Annotated in this window: 18 protein-coding genes and 1 pseudogene; 11 read left to right on the top strand and 8 right to left on the bottom strand. The window is 55.2% G+C overall.

What is annotated here, in order from left to right; genetic code table 11:
• The first annotated feature begins 27 nt into the window (after positions 1–27).
• Positions 28–852 (top strand): aspartyl/asparaginyl beta-hydroxylase domain-containing protein, encoded by an 825-nt coding sequence (locus HBO41_RS07285; RefSeq protein WP_169985652.1) that lies wholly within the window; start codon positions 28–30, stop codon positions 850–852.
• Between the two features lie 149 nt (positions 853–1,001).
• Positions 1,002–2,375 (top strand): nucleotide 5'-monophosphate nucleosidase PpnN, encoded by a 1,374-nt coding sequence (gene ppnN, locus HBO41_RS07280; protein WP_017137464.1) that lies wholly within the window; start codon positions 1,002–1,004, stop codon positions 2,373–2,375.
• Here ppnN and HBO41_RS07275 read toward each other — a convergent pair whose 3' ends face one another.
• A complete protein-coding gene (locus tag HBO41_RS07275; RefSeq protein ID WP_099549595.1) occupies positions 2,376–2,768 on the bottom strand; it encodes a RidA family protein in 393 nt (130 codons plus the stop codon).
• A gap of 155 nt (positions 2,769–2,923) precedes the next feature.
• Between HBO41_RS07275 and HBO41_RS07270 the strand changes: the two genes are divergently transcribed.
• From HBO41_RS07270 to HBO41_RS07260, 3 genes are all read left to right on the top strand, one after another.
• A complete protein-coding gene (locus tag HBO41_RS07270; protein ID WP_017137462.1) occupies positions 2,924–3,181 on the top strand; it encodes an AbrB/MazE/SpoVT family DNA-binding domain-containing protein in 258 nt (85 codons plus the stop codon).
• Positions 3,178–3,573: a PIN domain-containing protein gene (locus tag HBO41_RS07265; RefSeq protein ID WP_017137461.1), complete on the top strand. Its 396-nt coding sequence runs from the start codon at positions 3,178–3,180 to the stop codon at positions 3,571–3,573. Before HBO41_RS07270 ends, HBO41_RS07265 begins: the two co-directional genes overlap by 4 nt.
• A gap of 77 nt (positions 3,574–3,650) precedes the next feature.
• The gene (locus tag HBO41_RS07260; RefSeq protein WP_099549596.1) at positions 3,651–4,019 is read left to right on the top strand and encodes a hypothetical protein; all 369 of its coding nucleotides are present in this window, start codon (positions 3,651–3,653) and stop codon (positions 4,017–4,019) included.
• 21 nt (positions 4,020–4,040) lie between these two features.
• On the opposite strand, the gene HBO41_RS07255 is transcribed toward HBO41_RS07260, so the two are convergent.
• Positions 4,041–4,370 (bottom strand): YXWGXW repeat-containing protein, encoded by a 330-nt coding sequence (locus HBO41_RS07255; RefSeq protein ID WP_169985649.1) that lies wholly within the window; start codon positions 4,368–4,370, stop codon positions 4,041–4,043.
• Between the two features lie 159 nt (positions 4,371–4,529).
• Positions 4,530–5,405, bottom strand: coding sequence for a LysR family transcriptional regulator (locus HBO41_RS07250; protein ID WP_169985859.1), 876 nt, complete (start codon positions 5,403–5,405; stop codon positions 4,530–4,532).
• A gap of 120 nt (positions 5,406–5,525) precedes the next feature.
• On the opposite strand from HBO41_RS07250, the gene HBO41_RS07245 reads away from it, so the two are divergent.
• Positions 5,526–6,191 (top strand): NAD(P)-binding domain-containing protein, encoded by a 666-nt coding sequence (locus HBO41_RS07245; RefSeq protein WP_240792720.1) that lies wholly within the window; start codon positions 5,526–5,528, stop codon positions 6,189–6,191.
• A gap of 67 nt (positions 6,192–6,258) precedes the next feature.
• On the opposite strand, the gene mqo is transcribed toward HBO41_RS07245, so the two are convergent.
• Positions 6,259–7,914 carry a malate dehydrogenase (quinone) gene (gene mqo, locus HBO41_RS07240; protein WP_169985647.1) on the bottom strand — a complete coding sequence of 552 codons (1,656 nt, stop codon included), beginning with the start codon at positions 7,912–7,914 and terminating at the stop codon, positions 6,259–6,261.
• A 435-nt stretch (positions 7,915–8,349) separates the two neighbouring features.
• On the opposite strand from mqo, the gene HBO41_RS07235 reads away from it, so the two are divergent.
• Complete coding sequence (locus tag HBO41_RS07235) at positions 8,350–9,537, top strand: MFS transporter (RefSeq protein ID WP_138450191.1); 1,188 nt, start codon at positions 8,350–8,352, stop codon at positions 9,535–9,537.
• 111 nt (positions 9,538–9,648) lie between these two features.
• Here the strand turns inward: HBO41_RS07235 and HBO41_RS29470 are convergent, their stop codons facing one another.
• Together HBO41_RS29470 and HBO41_RS07230 are read right to left on the bottom strand one after the other, a co-directional pair.
• Positions 9,649–9,870, bottom strand: a complete 222-nt coding sequence (locus HBO41_RS29470) for a hypothetical protein (protein WP_017137454.1) — start codon at positions 9,868–9,870, stop codon at positions 9,649–9,651.
• Positions 9,871–10,015: 145 nt separating this feature from the next.
• Positions 10,016–10,381 (bottom strand): DUF6124 family protein, encoded by a 366-nt coding sequence (locus tag HBO41_RS07230; protein ID WP_169985645.1) that lies wholly within the window; start codon positions 10,379–10,381, stop codon positions 10,016–10,018.
• Between the two features lie 939 nt (positions 10,382–11,320).
• Here HBO41_RS07230 and HBO41_RS07225 point away from each other — a divergent pair.
• From HBO41_RS07225 to HBO41_RS29465, 4 genes and pseudogenes are all read left to right on the top strand, one after another.
• The gene (locus tag HBO41_RS07225) at positions 11,321–11,854 is read left to right on the top strand and encodes a hypothetical protein (RefSeq protein WP_169985643.1); all 534 of its coding nucleotides are present in this window, start codon (positions 11,321–11,323) and stop codon (positions 11,852–11,854) included.
• Positions 11,851–12,837: a HEPN domain-containing protein gene (locus tag HBO41_RS07220; RefSeq protein ID WP_169985641.1), complete on the top strand. Its 987-nt coding sequence runs from the start codon at positions 11,851–11,853 to the stop codon at positions 12,835–12,837. The genes HBO41_RS07225 and HBO41_RS07220 overlap by 4 nt, the downstream gene beginning before the upstream one ends.
• 140 nt (positions 12,838–12,977) lie before the next feature.
• On the top strand, positions 12,978–13,199 hold the full coding sequence (locus HBO41_RS07215) for a CopG family transcriptional regulator (protein WP_169985639.1): 222 nt from the start codon (positions 12,978–12,980) through the stop codon (positions 13,197–13,199).
• A pseudogene (locus HBO41_RS29465) lies at positions 13,189–13,311 on the top strand (type II toxin-antitoxin system RelE/ParE family toxin); the annotation flags it as partial. The gene HBO41_RS07215 and the pseudogene HBO41_RS29465, both read left to right, overlap by 11 nt.
• Positions 13,312–13,343: 32 nt before the next feature.
• Here HBO41_RS29465 and HBO41_RS07210 read toward each other — a convergent pair.
• Positions 13,344–14,153 carry a DUF2971 domain-containing protein gene (locus HBO41_RS07210; protein ID WP_169985637.1) on the bottom strand — a complete coding sequence of 270 codons (810 nt, stop codon included), beginning with the start codon at positions 14,151–14,153 and terminating at the stop codon, positions 13,344–13,346.
• Positions 14,154–14,740: 587 nt separating this feature from the next.
• Positions 14,741–16,222 (bottom strand): hypothetical protein, encoded by a 1,482-nt coding sequence (locus tag HBO41_RS07205; RefSeq protein ID WP_169985635.1) that lies wholly within the window; start codon positions 16,220–16,222, stop codon positions 14,741–14,743.
• Between the last annotated feature and the right edge of the window lie 111 nt (positions 16,223–16,333).

The raw sequence follows: 16,333 nt of genomic DNA, 5'->3' as shown, positions 1-16,333 counted from the left end.
TTTGTTTCAGGTCCGGAGCCTCGCTTCATGAGTAAAAGTGCTGTGCAAAAAAAATTGGTCTCAGTCGCCTGGGTACTCGGCGTTCTGCTGTTCATCTATTGCTTCCCACGTACCAGCCTGGTGTTTCTGCTGCTGGTGCTGTTCTGCGGCATTTATGATTTCCTGCGCAACGGCCTGTACGACCGCGACAGCATCAAGAAATACTTCGTCGGTAACGGCCGCAACACCTGGATATTGGCGCCGTTCAATACCCTGTTCGACCTGTTGAGCCTGCGCAACCGCCACGTCTACACCATGCGCGACCTGCCGCCCGCCTGGCGCGAAGACCTGCAACAAGTCATCGACGACGCCATGGCCAACAAGGACGAAATCATCAGCTACCTGGACGAGCGCATGGCCGAGAAAAAGCGCGGCATGTTGTTCTTCCAGTGGTACGGTCGCCCGATCGAAACCACCCTGGACATCCCGCAACTGCGCAAGAAACTGCCGTTTGTGAAGACCATCGGCGTCTCGGTGTTCAACGAAAACCGCTCCACGTCCTTCCACTTCGGCCCGCTGCGCATGATGTTCCGCGTGCTCTACAACATGGCGCCGGCGCCGCATCACGACGGTGTTTACATCCAGGTGGGCAAGCACAAGCACTACTGGCACGATGACCCGCTGTTCATCTTCGATGACACGCTGATGCATGCCTCCTTCAACAAAAACGACGCAAAGCGTTACTGCCTGTTCATTGACATCGTGCGGCCGACCTTGCTGCCCTCAGTGCTCAACGCCGTGATTTCGGGTTTTGCCGGGTTGGTGTTTACCCTGCGTCGGGTTTTCTACAAAAACTGGAAGCTGATTCAGTAAGTTCTGCGGCATGATGGTGTTGACGGCGTTTGCGCCCTGCCCTTCTGGCGGCCAAACTAACTGTCTAGTGCGACCGAGTTCGGCGCTCACCATTCTCCAGCCATCGCCGCCCCTGGCGGCTGCGATGGCTGTGCTTTCAAGGAATCAGAATGCCCCAACGTCAAGTCATCAATGCCTCCGTCAGCCCCAAGGGCAGCCTCGAAACCCTGTCCCAACGTGAAGTCCAGCAACTGAGTGAAGCCGGTTCCGGCAGCATCTACACGTTGTTCCGCCAGTGCGCCCTGGCCATCCTCAACACCGGCGCGCATATCGACAACGCCAAGACCATCCTCGACGCCTATAAAGACTTTGAAGTGCGTATCCACCAGCAAGACCGTGGCGTGCGCCTGGAACTGTTGAACGCCCCCGCCGATGCCTTCGTCGACGGCGAGATGATCGCCAGCACCCGCGAAATGCTCTTCAGCGCCCTGCGCGATATCGTCTACACCGAGAACGAGCTGGACAGCCAGCGCATCGACCTGAGCAACTCCCAGGGCATCACCGACTACGTGTTCCACCTGCTGCGCAACGCCCGTACATTGCGCCCGGGTGTCGAACCGAAAATCGTGGTGTGCTGGGGCGGGCACTCGATCAATACCGAAGAATACAAATACACCAAGAAAGTCGGCCACGAACTGGGCCTGCGCAGCCTTGACGTGTGCACCGGCTGCGGCCCCGGCGTGATGAAAGGCCCGATGAAAGGCGCGACCATTTCCCACGCCAAGCAACGCATTACCAACGGCCGTTACCTGGGCCTGACCGAGCCGGGCATCATCGCGGCCGAAGCACCGAACCCCATCGTTAACGAGCTGGTGATTCTGCCGGACATCGAAAAACGCCTGGAAGCCTTTGTGCGCGTGGGCCACGGCATCATCATCTTCCCGGGCGGCGCCGGCACGGCCGAAGAGTTCCTGTACCTGCTGGGCATCCTGATGCACCCGGATAACCGCGATGTACCGTTCCCGGTCATCCTCACCGGGCCGAAACAGGCCGCGCCGTACCTGCAACAACTGCACGCGTTCGTCGGCGCCACCCTCGGCGAAGCGGCGCAGGCGCACTACCAGATCATCATCGACGACCCGGCCGAAGTGGCCCGCCAGATGACCGTCGGGCTCAAGGCCGTGAAGCAATTCCGCCGCGAGCGCAACGACGCGTTCCACTTCAACTGGCTGCTGAAGATCGACGAAGGCTTCCAGCGCCCGTTCGACCCCACCCACGAAAACATGGCCAGCCTGCAACTGAGCCACGCGCTGCCGCCCCATGAGCTGGCGGCCAACCTGCGCCGCGCGTTCTCGGGGATTGTGGCCGGTAACGTCAAGGACAAGGGTATTCGCCTGATTGAGCAGCATGGCCCGTATGAGATTCACGGTGACCCGGCGATCATGAAACCCTTGGACGAGCTGTTGCAGGCATTTGTCGCCCAGCACCGCATGAAGTTGCCGGGCGGCGCAGCCTATGTGCCGTGCTATCGCGTGGTGCAGTAACTAGCGCTGCACCGCCACGCATTTGATTTCCACCAATAGGCCGGGGTGTGCCAGTTCGGACACCCCGATCGTGGTCCAGGCGCAATGCCCGCGCGGGAACAGGCGGTTTTTCACCTCCCGAAAAACCGCCATGTGCTGGCGCATGTTCACGTGATAAGTGGTCATGTCCACCACGTCATCGAAGCTGCAACCGCCCTCTTCCAATACTTCCCTCAGGTTTTCCCAGGCCGCGATAAATTGCGCCTCGGGGTCTTCGATCACGGCCAGCTGCGGTGTACGGCCGACCTGGCCTGCGCAGTAAAGAGTGTTGCCAACTTTTACCGCAGGCACGTAGCCGGCGCGCTCGACAATGGGTTGCATGGCGGCAGGAATGATGAGCTGACGTTCGGTCATAGCTTGTATCTCTTTGGGTCGCAGGCGGGCGTGTGAGCGCGCAGAGTTCGAGCTAGGGTTTTACCTGTTCCCACTCACTCACACCAGCAGAGCACCCTATGGACCAACGGATCTTGTCCTTCATCAATCCTTACCTTAACGTAAGGAATATCACGATGGAGATTTTCACTATGGCCACCGCCACACTCACCTCGAAAGGGCAAATCACTATCCCCGTGCAAGTGCGCACCGCGCTTGGTCTGGAAACAGGCGACCGGGTTGAATTTGTCGAAACGGAAGACGGCAAGTTTTCCATTATCGCCGCGAGCAAAACCGTGCAGGACCTCAAGGGGCTGATCCGCAAGCCTGCGCAGGCCGTGTCGATCGAAGACATGAACCGCGCCATCGCCGCGCAAGGAGCAAACGCCGGATGATCGGGCTCGATACCAATGTGCTGGTGCGCTATGTCACCCAGGATGACCCCGTGCAATCGCCCAAGGCCTCGGCGCTGATCGAGTCGCTCACCAGCGTGTCACCAGGCTTTGTCAGCCTGGTGTCGGTGGTGGAATTGGTCTGGGTGCTGCAAAGCTGCTACCAATCGGCCAAAAGCGACGTGGTGACCGTGCTGGAAACCCTGCTGCGCACCCGTGAACTGACCGTCGAGCACGCCGAGATTATCTGGCAGGCACTGCGACGATTCACAGGCGGCAAAGCCGACTTCGCCGACTACCTGATCGAACGCTGCGCCCATGCAGCCGGCTGTGAATACACCGCCACCTTCGACCTTGATGCGGCAAAAGCCACGGGAATGAAGCGCCTGGCTTGAGCCGCCGCATTGCGACGCATGCCGGGCTTTGGTAAAAAACGCCACTGCCCTTGATCAAGAGAACTCCCCACGTGCGCATGCTGCTTCTTGTTGCCATGGCCCTGGCGCCCACCCTCGCCCTGGCCGAGACCATCACCTGGCCCGACCTGCCCCAAACCTGCTTCGTCAGCGGCCGCTCCGCGACCAGCGTGGATATCGACAGCGGCTGCGCGGCGTTTACGCTGAATGTGCAAGGCAAGCCCGCGGGTTCACCGATCAAGGTGGATGTGCCGCAGTACGCCCTGCATGTGGATGAAGCCACCGGCAAGGAAACACCGGTGATCATCATCCAGGCCGAAGAACACGGCGACACCCAGATAGTTGGCTATCAGGAGTTGGGCAGCGATCAACTCGGTGCCGCGCTGCTGCGCGAGGTCAAGCTGTTAGGCACCCAAAAGCCGAGCTAGCCGTTTTGTCAGGTGCCAGGTTCAGCGAACCCAGCCACCGCCCTGCCAGTGATAACCGTCATTACGCTGCACCCAGTGCGGATGCACATAACGATAACCTTCGCGCACCTGCTCCCAATGGCCGTGCACCGCCACATAGCGCCCACCTTCCCAACGCCAGTAGCCGCGTGACCACACATAACCGTAGCGAGCCGCTGGCTCGACTTCGATCACCTGCACCGGCGGCGGCTGCGGCGCCACCACCTCGACATACTCTCGTTGCACCGACCCGCGCTCGTGCACCACGCGCTCTTGTACACACCCGGACGCCGCGACGACAAACGCCGCCAATGCCGCATAACGTAGCAACATACACACCCCTCGGGCGCCAGCGCCCAACGAATACACCGGTAAAAAATGCCCCCTTGCTGCAGCCTCGCTCCTGCTTGGCTCTGGGTTATTTTTAACAGGTGGTGTCTGTCAGGTTGCTGAACCTGAGGTATTCGCACCACAGGGCCGGTATTTGAGCGCTCAAGCGGGTCCGAAACGCCCCAGCACCGCCTCGACAAAGCGCCGCAACTTGGCCGTGCGCTGGCGGTTCGCCGTGTAGACCAGGTGCATGGAGCGGCTCGGCGCCTCGAAGCCTGGCAGCACCCGCACCAACTCGCCCTTGGCCAGTGCCGTGCGCAAGAAGTCTTCAGGGCCAAGCACGATGCCGAAACCATCCAGTGCCGCCGTCATCAACGCCCGGCTTTCGTTGACCTGCAAACGGCTGGCAACCTGCACCTTGTGCACAGTGGTGCCTTGGTAAAAGACCCATTCACGCTCTGCCGGGCGTGACCAGAACGCATAACCCAGGCATTCGTGATGCTCAAGGTCTGCCGGCACCAAAGGCACGCCCCGTGCGGTCAGGTAGGCAGGCGCAGCGCAGGCCACCAGGCGATAAGGTGCCAGCGGCCGAGCCGTAAGGCCGGTCGTTGCAAGCGGACCGATGCGAAAAGCCGCTTCGTAACCCTCCTCCACCAGGTCGACAAAACGGTCGGTCAGGTGCAAGTCGATTTCCACATCCGGGTTGTCACGCAAAAACCCGGTTATCAGCGGCATCAGGCTGTAGGAGCCGAACGTGACCGGGGCGGTGACCTTCAACTTGCCGCGCGGGGTGTCATTCATGATCTGCGCCAGCGAATCGGCCGCCTCGGCTTCCGTGAGGATATGTTTACAGCGCTCGTAGTACGCGCTACCCAACTCCGTCAGGCTTTGCCGGCGCGTGGTGCGGTTGAGCAAGCGGGCGCCCAGGTGTTGCTCCAGCGCGGTGACATGCTTGGCCACCATCTGCGGCGACAGGTTCAAGCGCTCGGCGGCGCGGGCATAAGAGCCCAGCTCGGCGGCCGTTACAAACGCACTCATGCTGGTTAGACGGTCCACGATTAACTACTCCTAGTAACTACACTGACTCCAAACCACACATTTATCACCCAATGGTTGCCAATCATCATAGCCACTCCCCCACTTCGCAGGAGCAAGGCCATGAAGATTGGTGTGATTGGAGCAGGTTTTATCGGGCGCGCCGTGGCCCAACTGGCCCTGGCTGCCGGGCACGCGGTGATGCTGAGCAACTCCCGTGGCCCGCAGACCATGAGCAGCGTGCGCAGCGGCATACCCGGTGTGCAAGTGGGCAGCGCGCAGGATGCCGCCCAGTTTGGCGACGTGGTGCTGGTGGCGATCCCGCTTGAACACTACCGCAGCGTGCCCGCGCAGTGGCTGGCAGGCAAAACGGTGCTGGACGCCAACAATTACTACCCTGACCGCGATGGGCATATCCCGGTGCTGGACCGTTTTGAAACCACCACCAGCCGCCTGTTGGCCGAGCATTTTGCCGACTCAAAGGTCGTCAAAGTGTTTAATGCGATCTTTGACTCAGACATCAATCGCGATGCACGCCCCCACGGTGCGCCTGACCGTCGCGCCCTGCCGGTGGCCGCCGATGATGCGACGGCAAAGGCGCATGTGATCACGCTGCTCGACGAGCTGGGTTTCGACGCCGTGGACGCGGGAACGCTGGATGAAAGCTGGCGCTTTGAGCGGGCCAAGCCTGCGTACTGCGTGCCGCTGGATAAAGCCGGTTTAAAGGCCGCATTGGCCGCCGCCGAACGCACGGTGGAACTGCCGCCAGCCGAACGCTCCCGCACCTGAACACACGCCCACAAAAAAGCCCGCTGACCGTTACCGGTTCAGCGGGCTTTTTAACATCAGGCTTGGCTTACAGCGCCAGGTCAGACGTCGGCTTGCTCGGCTCAGCCGCAGGCTTGGCAGCCTCGGTGGCCTGGGTTGCCTTTGGTGCGCTCAACTGCGGGATCGCAGGCGGAGGCGTCAGTTGCAGGACACCGGCGGTGTAGGCCCATTCCTTGGCAACAGCCTCAGGGCTGTCGTTCAGCTTGGTGCCGTAGCTCGGTACGATCTGGTGCAGTTTGGCCTGCCACTCAGGCGTCGCGACCTTGTCCTTGAACACTTTTTGCAGCACGGTCAGCATGATCGGAGCCGCGGTGGACGCGCCTGGCGATGCGCCCAACAGGCCGGCGATGGTGTTGTCGGCGGAGCTGACCACTTCGGTGCCGAGTTTCAGGACGCCGCCCTGCTCTTCGTCACGCTTGATGATCTGCACACGCTGACCGGCTTGCCACAGGCGCCAGTCGGACTGCTTGGCGTTCGGGAAGTACTCTTGCAGCGCCTTGAAGCGGTCGTCATCAGACAGCATCAGTTGGCCGGCGAGGTACTCGACCAGTGGGTATTCACGAATACCGACTTTGGTCATAGGCCAGATGTTGTGGGTGGTGGTGCTGGTCAGCAGGTCCAGGTACGAGCCTTCCTTCAGGAACTTGGTAGAGAAGGTTGCGAATGGGCCAAACAGAATCACACGCTTGCCATCCAGCACGCGGGTGTCCAGGTGTGGAACCGACATCGGTGGCGCGCCAACCGAAGCCTTACCGTAGGCCTTGGCCATGTGCTGCTCGGCGATGGCCGGGTTATCGGTCACCAGGAACGAACCGCCCACCGGGAAGCCTGCGTATTCCTTGGCTTCAGGAATGCCCGACTTTTGCAGCAGGTGCAGTGCACCGCCGCCGGCGCCGATGAACACGAACTTGGCGTCGGTTTCGGTCTTGGTGCCGTCTTTCAGGTTTTTGTAGCTCACACGCCACGAACCGTCGGCGTTCTTGGTGATGTCCTGCACTTCGCTCGACAGTTTGAGATCAAACTTCGGCGTGGTTTGCAGGTGAGCGACGAACTGGCGGGTGATCTCGCCGAAGTTCACGTCGGTGCCGATCGGGGTCCAGGTGGCGGCGATCTTCTGCTTCGGATCACGGCCTTCCATCATCAATGGAACCCACTTGGCGATCTGCGCCGGGTCCTCGGAGTACTGCATACCGGCGAACAGCGGGCTCGCTTGCAGGGCTTCGTAGCGTTTTTTCAGGAACTTGATGTTGTCATCGCCCCACACAAAGCTCATGTGCGGTGTGGAGTTGATGAACGAACGCGGGTTCTTCAGCACGCCCTGCTGGACCTGCCAGGACCAGAACTGACGGGAAATCTGGAACGCTTCGTTGATCTCGACCGCTTTCGGGATCTCAACGGTGCCGTCCTTGTTTTCCGGGGTGTAGTTCAGCTCGGCCAGGGCCGAGTGACCGGTACCGGCGTTGTTCCAGCCGTTGGAGCTTTCTTCGGCCACGCCATCGAGGCGCTCGACCATCTCCATCGACCAGTCCGGCTGCAGCTCATTGAGCCAAACACCCAGGGTCGCACTCATGATGCCGCCGCCGATCAGCAGCACATCGACTTTCTTTGCCTCTTCCGCGTGAACGGACGTGATCCCCATCGACAAAGCCAGCCCCAGCAGGGCAGTGTTTACTTTTTTAAACATCAGTAGCACCTATGATAAAACGCCATCCGCCCTACCGCCCCTGACTCTGCAGGCCGTAGGGTGGGCACACAAGGCCGACGTAGCGACCTCACTGTTTTTGTCCCTTCTGCGCTGACTTCTTATCATTATTGGCTTCAGCTACCTGGGCGACAGCCGACCGCCGGGACGTATACGGGTGTACGCACCGGGGAAAGACTAGACCAAGACGGCGCGCAGAATATCACGCTGAACCGCATTTATGCGCCGTTTGGCCAATTGACAGCTCTAAATCGCGGCTTTTAACGCGCACGTGTCAAGCATCGCAGCCGCGACCTGGGGTCACAGGGCGTTTAATCAAACTGAACCCTCGCGCAAAACGCTGTTCTAGACACCTTCGTGGCGGCTTGCGTAGCATCGCCACTGTCCTTCGTGCACTTTTTTCCTACAGAGTTACCCATGACTATCCAGCAAACACCCGGGCACGTACTGCCCGCGCGCAGCGCCGCCAAAATGGAAGCGGCCATGGCCGTGGGCGCCTTCGCGATCGGCACCGGCGAATTCGCCATCATGGGCCTGATGCCCGACATCGCCCAAAACCTGGGCTTAAGCGAACCCCAAGTCGGCCACGCCATCAGCGCCTACGCCCTGGGCGTGATGGTCGGCGCGCCACTGCTGGCCATCCTCGGCGCCAAACTGCTGCGCAAACACATGCTCTTACTGCTGATGGGCCTCTACGCCCTGGGCAACCTCGCCACCGCCTTCACCCCGACCTTCGGCTCGCTGGTGGCCTTTCGCTTCATCAGCGGCCTGCCCCACGGCGCCTACTTCGGCATCGCGGCCGTCGTCGCCTCCAGCATGGTGCCCAACGACAAACGCGCCGGCGCCGTGGCCCGCGTGATGATGGGCCTCACCCTCGCCATGCTGCTCGGCAACCCCATCGCCACCTTCCTGGGCCAACACCTGGGCTGGCGCTCGGCGTTCGCACTGGTCAGCGCCATCGCCCTGTGCACTATCGCCCTCGTCTGGCAATTCGTCCCCGACCGCCACGACGAACCGCGCAGCGACCCGCGCAAAGAACTGCGCGCCTTCACCAAACCCCAAGTGTGGATGGCCCTGTCCATCGGTGCGATTGGCTTTGCCGGCATGTTCTGCGTGTTCAGCTACCTCGCCCCGACCATGCTCGAAGTGACCAAAGTCTCGCCCCAATGGATCCCCTTCGGCCTCGCCGCGTTTGGCGTCGGTGGCATCATTGGCAACATCGCCGGTGGCAAACTGTTCGACCGCCTGCAATTTCGCGCCGTGGGCTGGATCATGGTGTGGTCGATGGCCGTACTGATCTTCTTCACCTTCGCCGCCAGCTCGCTGTGGAGCGTACTGCTGGGCATCGGCCTGGTCGGCACCATGATTGCCATGGCAGCGCCGCTGCAAATCCGCCTGATGGACATCGCCCACGAAGCCCCAAGTTTGGCGGCAGCCTCCAACCACGCAGCGTTCAACCTGGCAAACGCGCTAGGGCCGTGGTTCGGCGGGATGGCAATTACAGCGGGATATGGCTGGACCAGCACCGGCTACATCGGCGCCGCCACAGCGCTGGTCGGCCTGGGCATCTACCTCATCGCCCGCCGCATGAAAGGCGGCCACTGAAATATCAGGCCACCCCTACTCCAATGTGGGAGCCCAGTACCAATGTGGGAGCGGGCTTGCCCGCGATAACGGTGGGCCAGTCAACAAATCAACGACTGCCCACTCGCCCACTCAATTATCATGCAACAACCCCGACCCATACTCCCCATAACTACTCCCCAACCCACTCCCGCCAAAACTCATCTTGGCCGCCTTGCTCGGGCTATGGTCCCCAAACGCCTGGCATCCGCCAGTAAAACAAGGGTCACCGCTCCCGCCCGACGACTCCGTCGAACAAGCGCCCAACAGCAACGTGCCAGCAATCAGCGCGACTTTAACCAGATTCGAGATCATGTTTTCAGTTCCCTGTGGGCTGGAGGTGCGGGGGCCTCTCTTGAAGAGGATCGTAGACCTCAAAGGCGCTGGGGATTATGAAATTTTGCGCGGTGACAGCATGGGTTCAGGTTGCCGCCTTTGGGTAAGGCGGCGGGGTTGGGGTTCAGGCGGTGGCTGGGCTGGCGGCAGGGGCGACTTGCTCTTGGGCGCGGGCGACGAGTAGAGCGCTTAGGTCGATGAGTTGCTGGATGCCGAGGATGATGGCGCGGTGCGGGTCTTCTAGGTCGAAGGCCAGGGTGGCGGTTATTTGGTTGGCGGAATCGAGGTGCTCGGAAGCGTTGGCTAGGAGGGTTTCGGTGTCGATGTTGGGGCTGACGTGGAAAAGGTTGCCGGGGGCGGGTTCGGAGATTGCATCGTGGTCAGATGGCGGCAAGTAATGGTGAATAGCTCGTTCGGCCGCTGCGTGAAGCTTGGCGTCGACGGGTGCAGCGTTGTGATCGACATAAGGATTGCGTGATTTGTTAGGCATGGGCGAAGCTCCAAATATTTTCGGGAGTTAAAACGCCTTAGCAATACGGACTTCCACCTCCGGCCGCTGGGTTTGCGGCGGCTTGAGGAGGTTAGCGGTGGGTGGTCTGACGGGCAAGCTGAGAAAAGTGTGGGAAGGTTCCTATGGTATATCGTGGTCTGACCCCGATTACCCTTTAAATAAATATAAACCCTTATCAATCAGCATCTTATAAACTTATTACTTAAAGAATTACCTGAAATTACTTACCTGAGTAATTCCTGAACCTCAATGAATCCGGGGCTTCCATGCACTTGCTTAACACCCCGTTACCTTATTACCTTTTTCCGATGCCTTTCCTGAAAACACCTGCAACGATCAGCAAACCTCTTCAGATATTTCCCTACCCTTCGCAGGGTTCCGCAGTTTTTTACCCCTCTTAAAACGCAAACCAAGCGCCCAGCCTCAGCCGCTGCGAGCGGTCCGCAGGGGCGCAGAAAAACGACCCATTTAGCCCGCAGGCGAGGTGGGGGGGCGACGGCGCGCGCCGAGTTGAAGTACGCCTGTCCCTCCAGATGTGGCACGTCAACTCCCCACGCTGAGATTGTGGCACGCTACTGCCCTGAAGCTCGCTTGGAACCTCTCTCGGGAGGGCTGCGGGCGCACCACGGCCTATCTGGGCAGGACGGAACGACTTGGGACGGGAGACGTTGTGAATCGCCAATGGACGCCGCTACTATCGGGCACATTCGATATCGGCAGGAAGTCTCCGCGTGCAAACAGTACGGCAACTGATGCCCGTTCCGTTCTACGAGGACACTGTTATCCTCTCCTCGACAGAGCCCTTGCCCGCTCGCCTCGTAACTCATTGTTCAGGCAAACAAAATGAGCGTCATGCAGTACAATCTAAAACTCGCTGTCAGTCCTATTTGATAGGCAACTAGAGGAGAGCTTAAAATCATGGACAATTCTGAACGAAATTATAGAGACACACCGACTACTAGTAGAAAACATCTCAAGAGACTTACCGACTACATCACCAAACTACTTGAAAGTGGGCGAAACCTAGAGGCACACTACTTCTTTTTAGAACTTTGCAAGATTAATCCATCTCATGAAAAAACAATCAGACTAGGCTACAGCATAGCGATATCTCTTTTTGATAATGATGGAGTCTCTAAATACGACAAGCTGCTTGCTGACTCCAACCCAGACATCAACGAGTTACTATGGTTCCAGTTAAGGTACTACCACTCACTAAACAATAACTCCGCATGTGAACGGGTAAGTTGTGAACTACTCAAAAAAATGCGAGACAACAAGTATTTACCTATCATAATTGAGGTATGCATAGAGAGAAAAAGCTATGTAATCGCTGAGCACCTAGCTCAATTTTTAGCAAAAAATCGCTTATTTTTACGCCCCCCGACTGACACATGGTTGCTGCATATAGTTATTACAAAACTGCTTGAGACCTTCTGGAAATATAGATGACTCACTTCTTAGTAGTTAGAATACTTGACGACCGAAGTATATCAATTCCTTGCACAATGGTTTATGGGAGCGTGGAACTTAGATCCTTCACAGCCGACTCTAAACTAGAGACAGAAGCACTAGAGTCATCCGCTTCTGAAGGAGGCCTGGACTTTGACAAACATAAAGTCTGCGCCAGGATTGCCACTATCGTAGAATGCGACACATCTAACGAAGCAGTCCAACAGGCTGACAATAAATTCCTTGAAGTCCTAGATTTTAAGTCTACAGAGTTCGCCGTATCCAATATAAAAACTTCGAAAATAGGTTTCATTAAAAATTTAGTCTCTGGAGAAATAGCTCCAATAAAGAAATCCGGATTTGAACAATCGATGTCTTTTGTTGTTCGACCAGGTAGCATCCAGTCCTTCGACAGCACCAACTATGTGCTTTCTATAAAAAGCGATTTAAGCGAACGATACAAGCGTTCTCTCCACTGGGCGCGAAACAGCAAGAACGAAGTAAACCCTCAACTGAGAATTATATTTTCATGGTTCGCCTTAGAGGCTCTTTTGAAGGCCGATGACAATGACAACTCAGTCGAGAGCTACATTCGTTTATTCATGGGCTTCCCAAACGGCATCCAACTGAGCTTACTATCAGCCAACACAAAAGTACTACTTGAAAATCATGAGAGGTATAAGTACTGGCAAAAAAAACTATTTGAGATTGTTATAGAAATCCGAAACTTTCGTAACGACTCAGTACACTCTGGCTTTAGAAGCATGGATTTCACAAAAGAAAAGCTTGACCAATTCAAAATAGTCATGACTTTTGCAGTGACACGTTGCCAAGCTGGAGTAATGAGAGCTCTACTTGCAGACATTAATTCTTTACCCGAATTTAAAGAGTACGCGGTTCCTTTATTTGAGCAAAATACCAACATAATCAACGACACCCATGGAAACATCATTTACTCGTTAGAGCACCCAATGAGTTATTAGAAGATATCGGGGTCAGACCACGATACTCCGGCAGTGAGGTGGAACAAATCACTTCCAGATACACACAGCGACGACCTGCTGATCCAAGCCAGCGCTCCGCGGTGTAAGATGCCCTACAACCATCCACCATCGAGAGCGCCATGACTGGAATCTCCCTAAACCTCCCGGAAGACCTGTCCAAAACCAACGGCCAGACTGCGACCTATCTGGCGATGGACGTCCTCCGCGACTACATCGAAAACGAAAAAACGCTGACCGCTCAGATTGAGCTGGCAGTAAAAGAAGCCGATCAAGGCAAATTCGCCACCGATGACCAGGTGGCAGCGATGCGCGCTAGGCGCTGGAGCCTGAATGTGGGTTGAGTGGCTTGAAAAAGCGCTCAAAAATCTGGAAGACGAAGCAAACTACACCACTCTCGAAAATCCAAGGGCAGCTGACGACTTCTCGGACGCCATCATCGACAAACCAGCACAAAAATCTTTACCCCCAAGAACCCACTATAGTCCTCATAACTCTCTATATGGGATAGAAGATGGAACAACTTTAATTCTGAAATCACTCCAATAGTCCCGACTTTCGTTCGCCAGCTCAAAATTATTAATAAATGACCGCATCGACGCAACAGCGAGATGTTGATTTTTCATCGGGCCCACGTGTATAGACTTAATATGGCGAGGTTCAATATCGACTTCTAGGTATGGAACAACAATCCCACTACGGACGCGATACTTGATGAGTTTCGAATGTGCTGTTTCCAATCGGCAAATCCGCATCTCATTCTCCTCTATAAAACTCGGGTGCTTGAATAAATTCACGGCATCACCTAAGTTCCAGAGTGCTTTAGCAATCTCATACCCATCCATGTCGTCATATTTCATCAGTTCCTCTGTAATTGATTTACGCGCCTCAGCTACCAAATCTTTGGCCAATTGAATCTTAGTTTCGATATCATAAACACACGCTTGCACCGGGGCGAGGTCAGCTTTCAGCGTCTCATGAAATTCTATAGCATAACTCCCATATGAGCGCCACTGAACCAAATGATCTCCAACCGTGCTGAATGATCCAATAAAAGCATGCTGTTCAGCAAGCCACCCATTTACACTATCAACTGTAAAACCCTGCAGGTGAAACAGTGCTTGATCAGTAACAACATCGCCAGCGCCAATTAGATCTTGAATTTCTCTAACTACATATCTCGCGCCATCTAACGCCTCATCCGAGTCATTCATGAAGCGTATATCAGTAAGCCAAAGCTTTCTATTTCCGATAATTGAGAGTACAGCGGCAGCATCAGTGTAGTGAAAGAGTGACATAGAACCCTCATATCCCAGTAAAAACTCAAGTACGCAAAAGCACACCTTACCAACACAAATAGATCAAGAAAATATCTGGCTCAATGGCCGTCTTCATATCCTCGGCATATCCCATCCGGAGAAACGTTACGTAGAATGTGATCAGAAGCGCACCACACATCTCTCCAAAGATCCATCCCTGATAGACTACGCACCTTCGCCTCTCTGATTCAGCCCCTCCATACCCCTACAATCCGCTCCCCTCTCCCGCCGCTTCTCCGTCGCCCCATGATGGATTGGAATTACTAATCCTATAGGCCACGTATTCCTTGCTCTGCAGAGCCGACCTGAAAGCTGAGTACCACTTTCGTACCAATACTACTTCCAAGCAGTGACGCCATGCTCCTCACGACAGGCGGCAATCGGCCAAAAGCAGAAGTTCGAAGCAGACCGTTTCTGATCCCGATCCGGCCTGGAATGCTGTCTACGAAATCAGAAGCGATTCAGGGCGAACGTATCGGTTCATTTGGAAGGCACGTTTCGACTTAGAGAAGATGTAGATCGTACAACCACTTTCAATTTAAAGTGGTTAATTCTATGACGTCCATTCAAGCTAGTTCTGAGACGGCAAAATGTCTTCCAGAATTTCCCAGCCCTTGTTCTTTTAGAAAATTAAGAGCGCCATCTTCAGAGGCTGATGGGAACAGTTCCCTAGCAGATACTGGATTTGACAGAGTGAAGCCCGGCTTGAGGCGAATTTTTAAACTTAGGTATCTAGCGCAGTAGTTGCGAGCAAGATTGCCTGCACCACCAAGTAAGCCGCATTTTTGTCTTGCGGGCCTCAGGGCGTCATTAGTTGAAAGTATAGATGCTAGGTCCATATACGGGTGCACCCCCTTAACCAATGGAAATAAGAATATGGTTGGCCAGCTCTCGGGGTCTGAGCTATTCCAAGAATAGTTCTCATATTGCATTTTCCCTTGTGCATTGTTAGTGCATCTGTGAGTTGCAAACCAGGTCGCTATCTCGGGGTCGCTGGTGATATCTAAATATGCGGAGGGGGCTCCGTATTGTTGTAGAAGCAATCCTCTTTGATAGGAGGTAAGCCCTTCGTTCGTTACGGAAGCTCCCCCTTTAGCTGGAGCTTCCGTTTGGCCGTCAATATGATGCGGAACGAGATTTTTTGCGCAATGGACCCATTCTGCCAACTCAACAATCAAACCTTCAAAGCTATCAATATCATCTAAATAGCTGTCATATTTTCGATAAAGAGAAGGTGTAAAATCGGACTCCCTAATATTTGAATATGGAGTAACTCCTACTTTAGCTAGCTCCAAACGGTCTGGAGTAAGGTAGTCTTTATTCTGCCCTCGAAACCAAAGCTCAACTTCTGGCACTTTTTTTGCGGATTTGTTTAATCGGTTGATGAGATCTATGAGTTCATCTTCAGACCCTACCTGAACTTCTGGCGTGATACTACGTTTTAAGGGGTCGCTCTCGGGAGCGAGTATGTCGTCGAAGAGATATCTTCCTGCTAAAGCACCTCCAGAGAGCAGGTTGTCAGATCGTTCGCCCCAAAGTTCACGAGATAATTTTCTGGGCATCGATTGGAGGTGCGTGATCCAAATATCAATTGCAAAGCAATAATTACGTATTCGGTCATTTTCCTTCCAGAAAATAAACCCGTAGAGCGGATCTAATAGACACAGAGGTTCTTGTAGTTCTTTTAATTTTTGCAGCACTGAAAGAGAATTTGGCGCGTAGCACGCCAGCATCTTTAGCGACAATAGCGAGAGCTTAGAATGCTTGTATTTAGAGCTAACAAGTGAATTGATCCTCAGTTTCTCTAACGATCTTTCGAGAAACTCAGACTGTACAGGGTGGGTAGGTTCGATAGTGAGTGCCGTTTTCTCGTGCGGGTTTGATATTCCCAATTTTGCTATTACATTGTTTATTTCCGAAAAATATGACGCTCGTGCAGCTTGGTCGCGATGAAGCCCTTTGAACTTCCGAAGATTTTCAGGTTTTTGAGATCGTTGACGAGCTAAAACGATATCTTTTTTCCATTCTATACGAATATTTTCAATCATTATGTTCTTTTCAGCAAGAGTAGTGATAGGGATTGCGCATCTCGCCTGTTGATATATACGCGACCCCGAGATTAATCTCGAGTTATTTTGATTAGTGCTTATCTAGAAACT

Origin of the sequence: Pseudomonas sp. WS 5146 (assembly GCF_012985495.1) — a bacterium.
In the GTDB taxonomy this organism is placed as follows: domain Bacteria; phylum Pseudomonadota; class Gammaproteobacteria; order Pseudomonadales; family Pseudomonadaceae; genus Aquipseudomonas; species Aquipseudomonas edaphica.
Note: the sequence above shows the minus strand (reverse complement) of the source record. Positions and strands in the feature narration are given on the sequence as shown.

Bases quoted from the DNA above. Each gene is read 5' to 3' on its own strand.
- HBO41_RS07250 (WP_169985859.1), bottom strand. From the start codon at position 5,405: ATGAGTGCGTTTGTAACGGCCGCCGAGCTGGGCTCTTATGCCCGCGCC.
- HBO41_RS07260 (WP_099549596.1), top strand. From the start codon at position 3,651: ATGCTGCTTCTTGTTGCCATGGCCCTGGCGCCCACCCTCGCCCTGGCC.
- HBO41_RS07235 (WP_138450191.1), top strand. From the start codon at position 8,350: ATGACTATCCAGCAAACACCCGGGCACGTACTGCCCGCGCGCAGCGCC.
- HBO41_RS07205 (WP_169985635.1), bottom strand. From the start codon at position 16,222: ATGATTGAAAATATTCGTATAGAATGGAAAAAAGATATCGTTTTAGCT.
- HBO41_RS07265 (WP_017137461.1), top strand. From the start codon at position 3,178: ATGATCGGGCTCGATACCAATGTGCTGGTGCGCTATGTCACCCAGGAT.
- HBO41_RS07220 (WP_169985641.1), top strand. From the start codon at position 11,851: ATGACTCACTTCTTAGTAGTTAGAATACTTGACGACCGAAGTATATCA.
- HBO41_RS07270 (WP_017137462.1), top strand. From the start codon at position 2,924: ATGGAGATTTTCACTATGGCCACCGCCACACTCACCTCGAAAGGGCAA.
- HBO41_RS07215 (WP_169985639.1), top strand. From the start codon at position 12,978: ATGACTGGAATCTCCCTAAACCTCCCGGAAGACCTGTCCAAAACCAAC.
- HBO41_RS29470 (WP_017137454.1), bottom strand. From the start codon at position 9,870: ATGATCTCGAATCTGGTTAAAGTCGCGCTGATTGCTGGCACGTTGCTG.
- HBO41_RS07230 (WP_169985645.1), bottom strand. From the start codon at position 10,381: ATGCCTAACAAATCACGCAATCCTTATGTCGATCACAACGCTGCACCC.
- HBO41_RS07275 (WP_099549595.1), bottom strand. From the start codon at position 2,768: ATGACCGAACGTCAGCTCATCATTCCTGCCGCCATGCAACCCATTGTC.
- HBO41_RS07285 (WP_169985652.1), top strand. From the start codon at position 28: ATGAGTAAAAGTGCTGTGCAAAAAAAATTGGTCTCAGTCGCCTGGGTA.
- HBO41_RS07245 (WP_240792720.1), top strand. From the start codon at position 5,526: ATGAAGATTGGTGTGATTGGAGCAGGTTTTATCGGGCGCGCCGTGGCC.
- HBO41_RS07225 (WP_169985643.1), top strand. From the start codon at position 11,321: ATGGACAATTCTGAACGAAATTATAGAGACACACCGACTACTAGTAGA.
- HBO41_RS07255 (WP_169985649.1), bottom strand. From the start codon at position 4,370: ATGTTGCTACGTTATGCGGCATTGGCGGCGTTTGTCGTCGCGGCGTCC.
- ppnN (WP_017137464.1), top strand. From the start codon at position 1,002: ATGCCCCAACGTCAAGTCATCAATGCCTCCGTCAGCCCCAAGGGCAGC.
- mqo (WP_169985647.1), bottom strand. From the start codon at position 7,914: ATGTTTAAAAAAGTAAACACTGCCCTGCTGGGGCTGGCTTTGTCGATG.
- HBO41_RS07210 (WP_169985637.1), bottom strand. From the start codon at position 14,153: ATGTCACTCTTTCACTACACTGATGCTGCCGCTGTACTCTCAATTATC.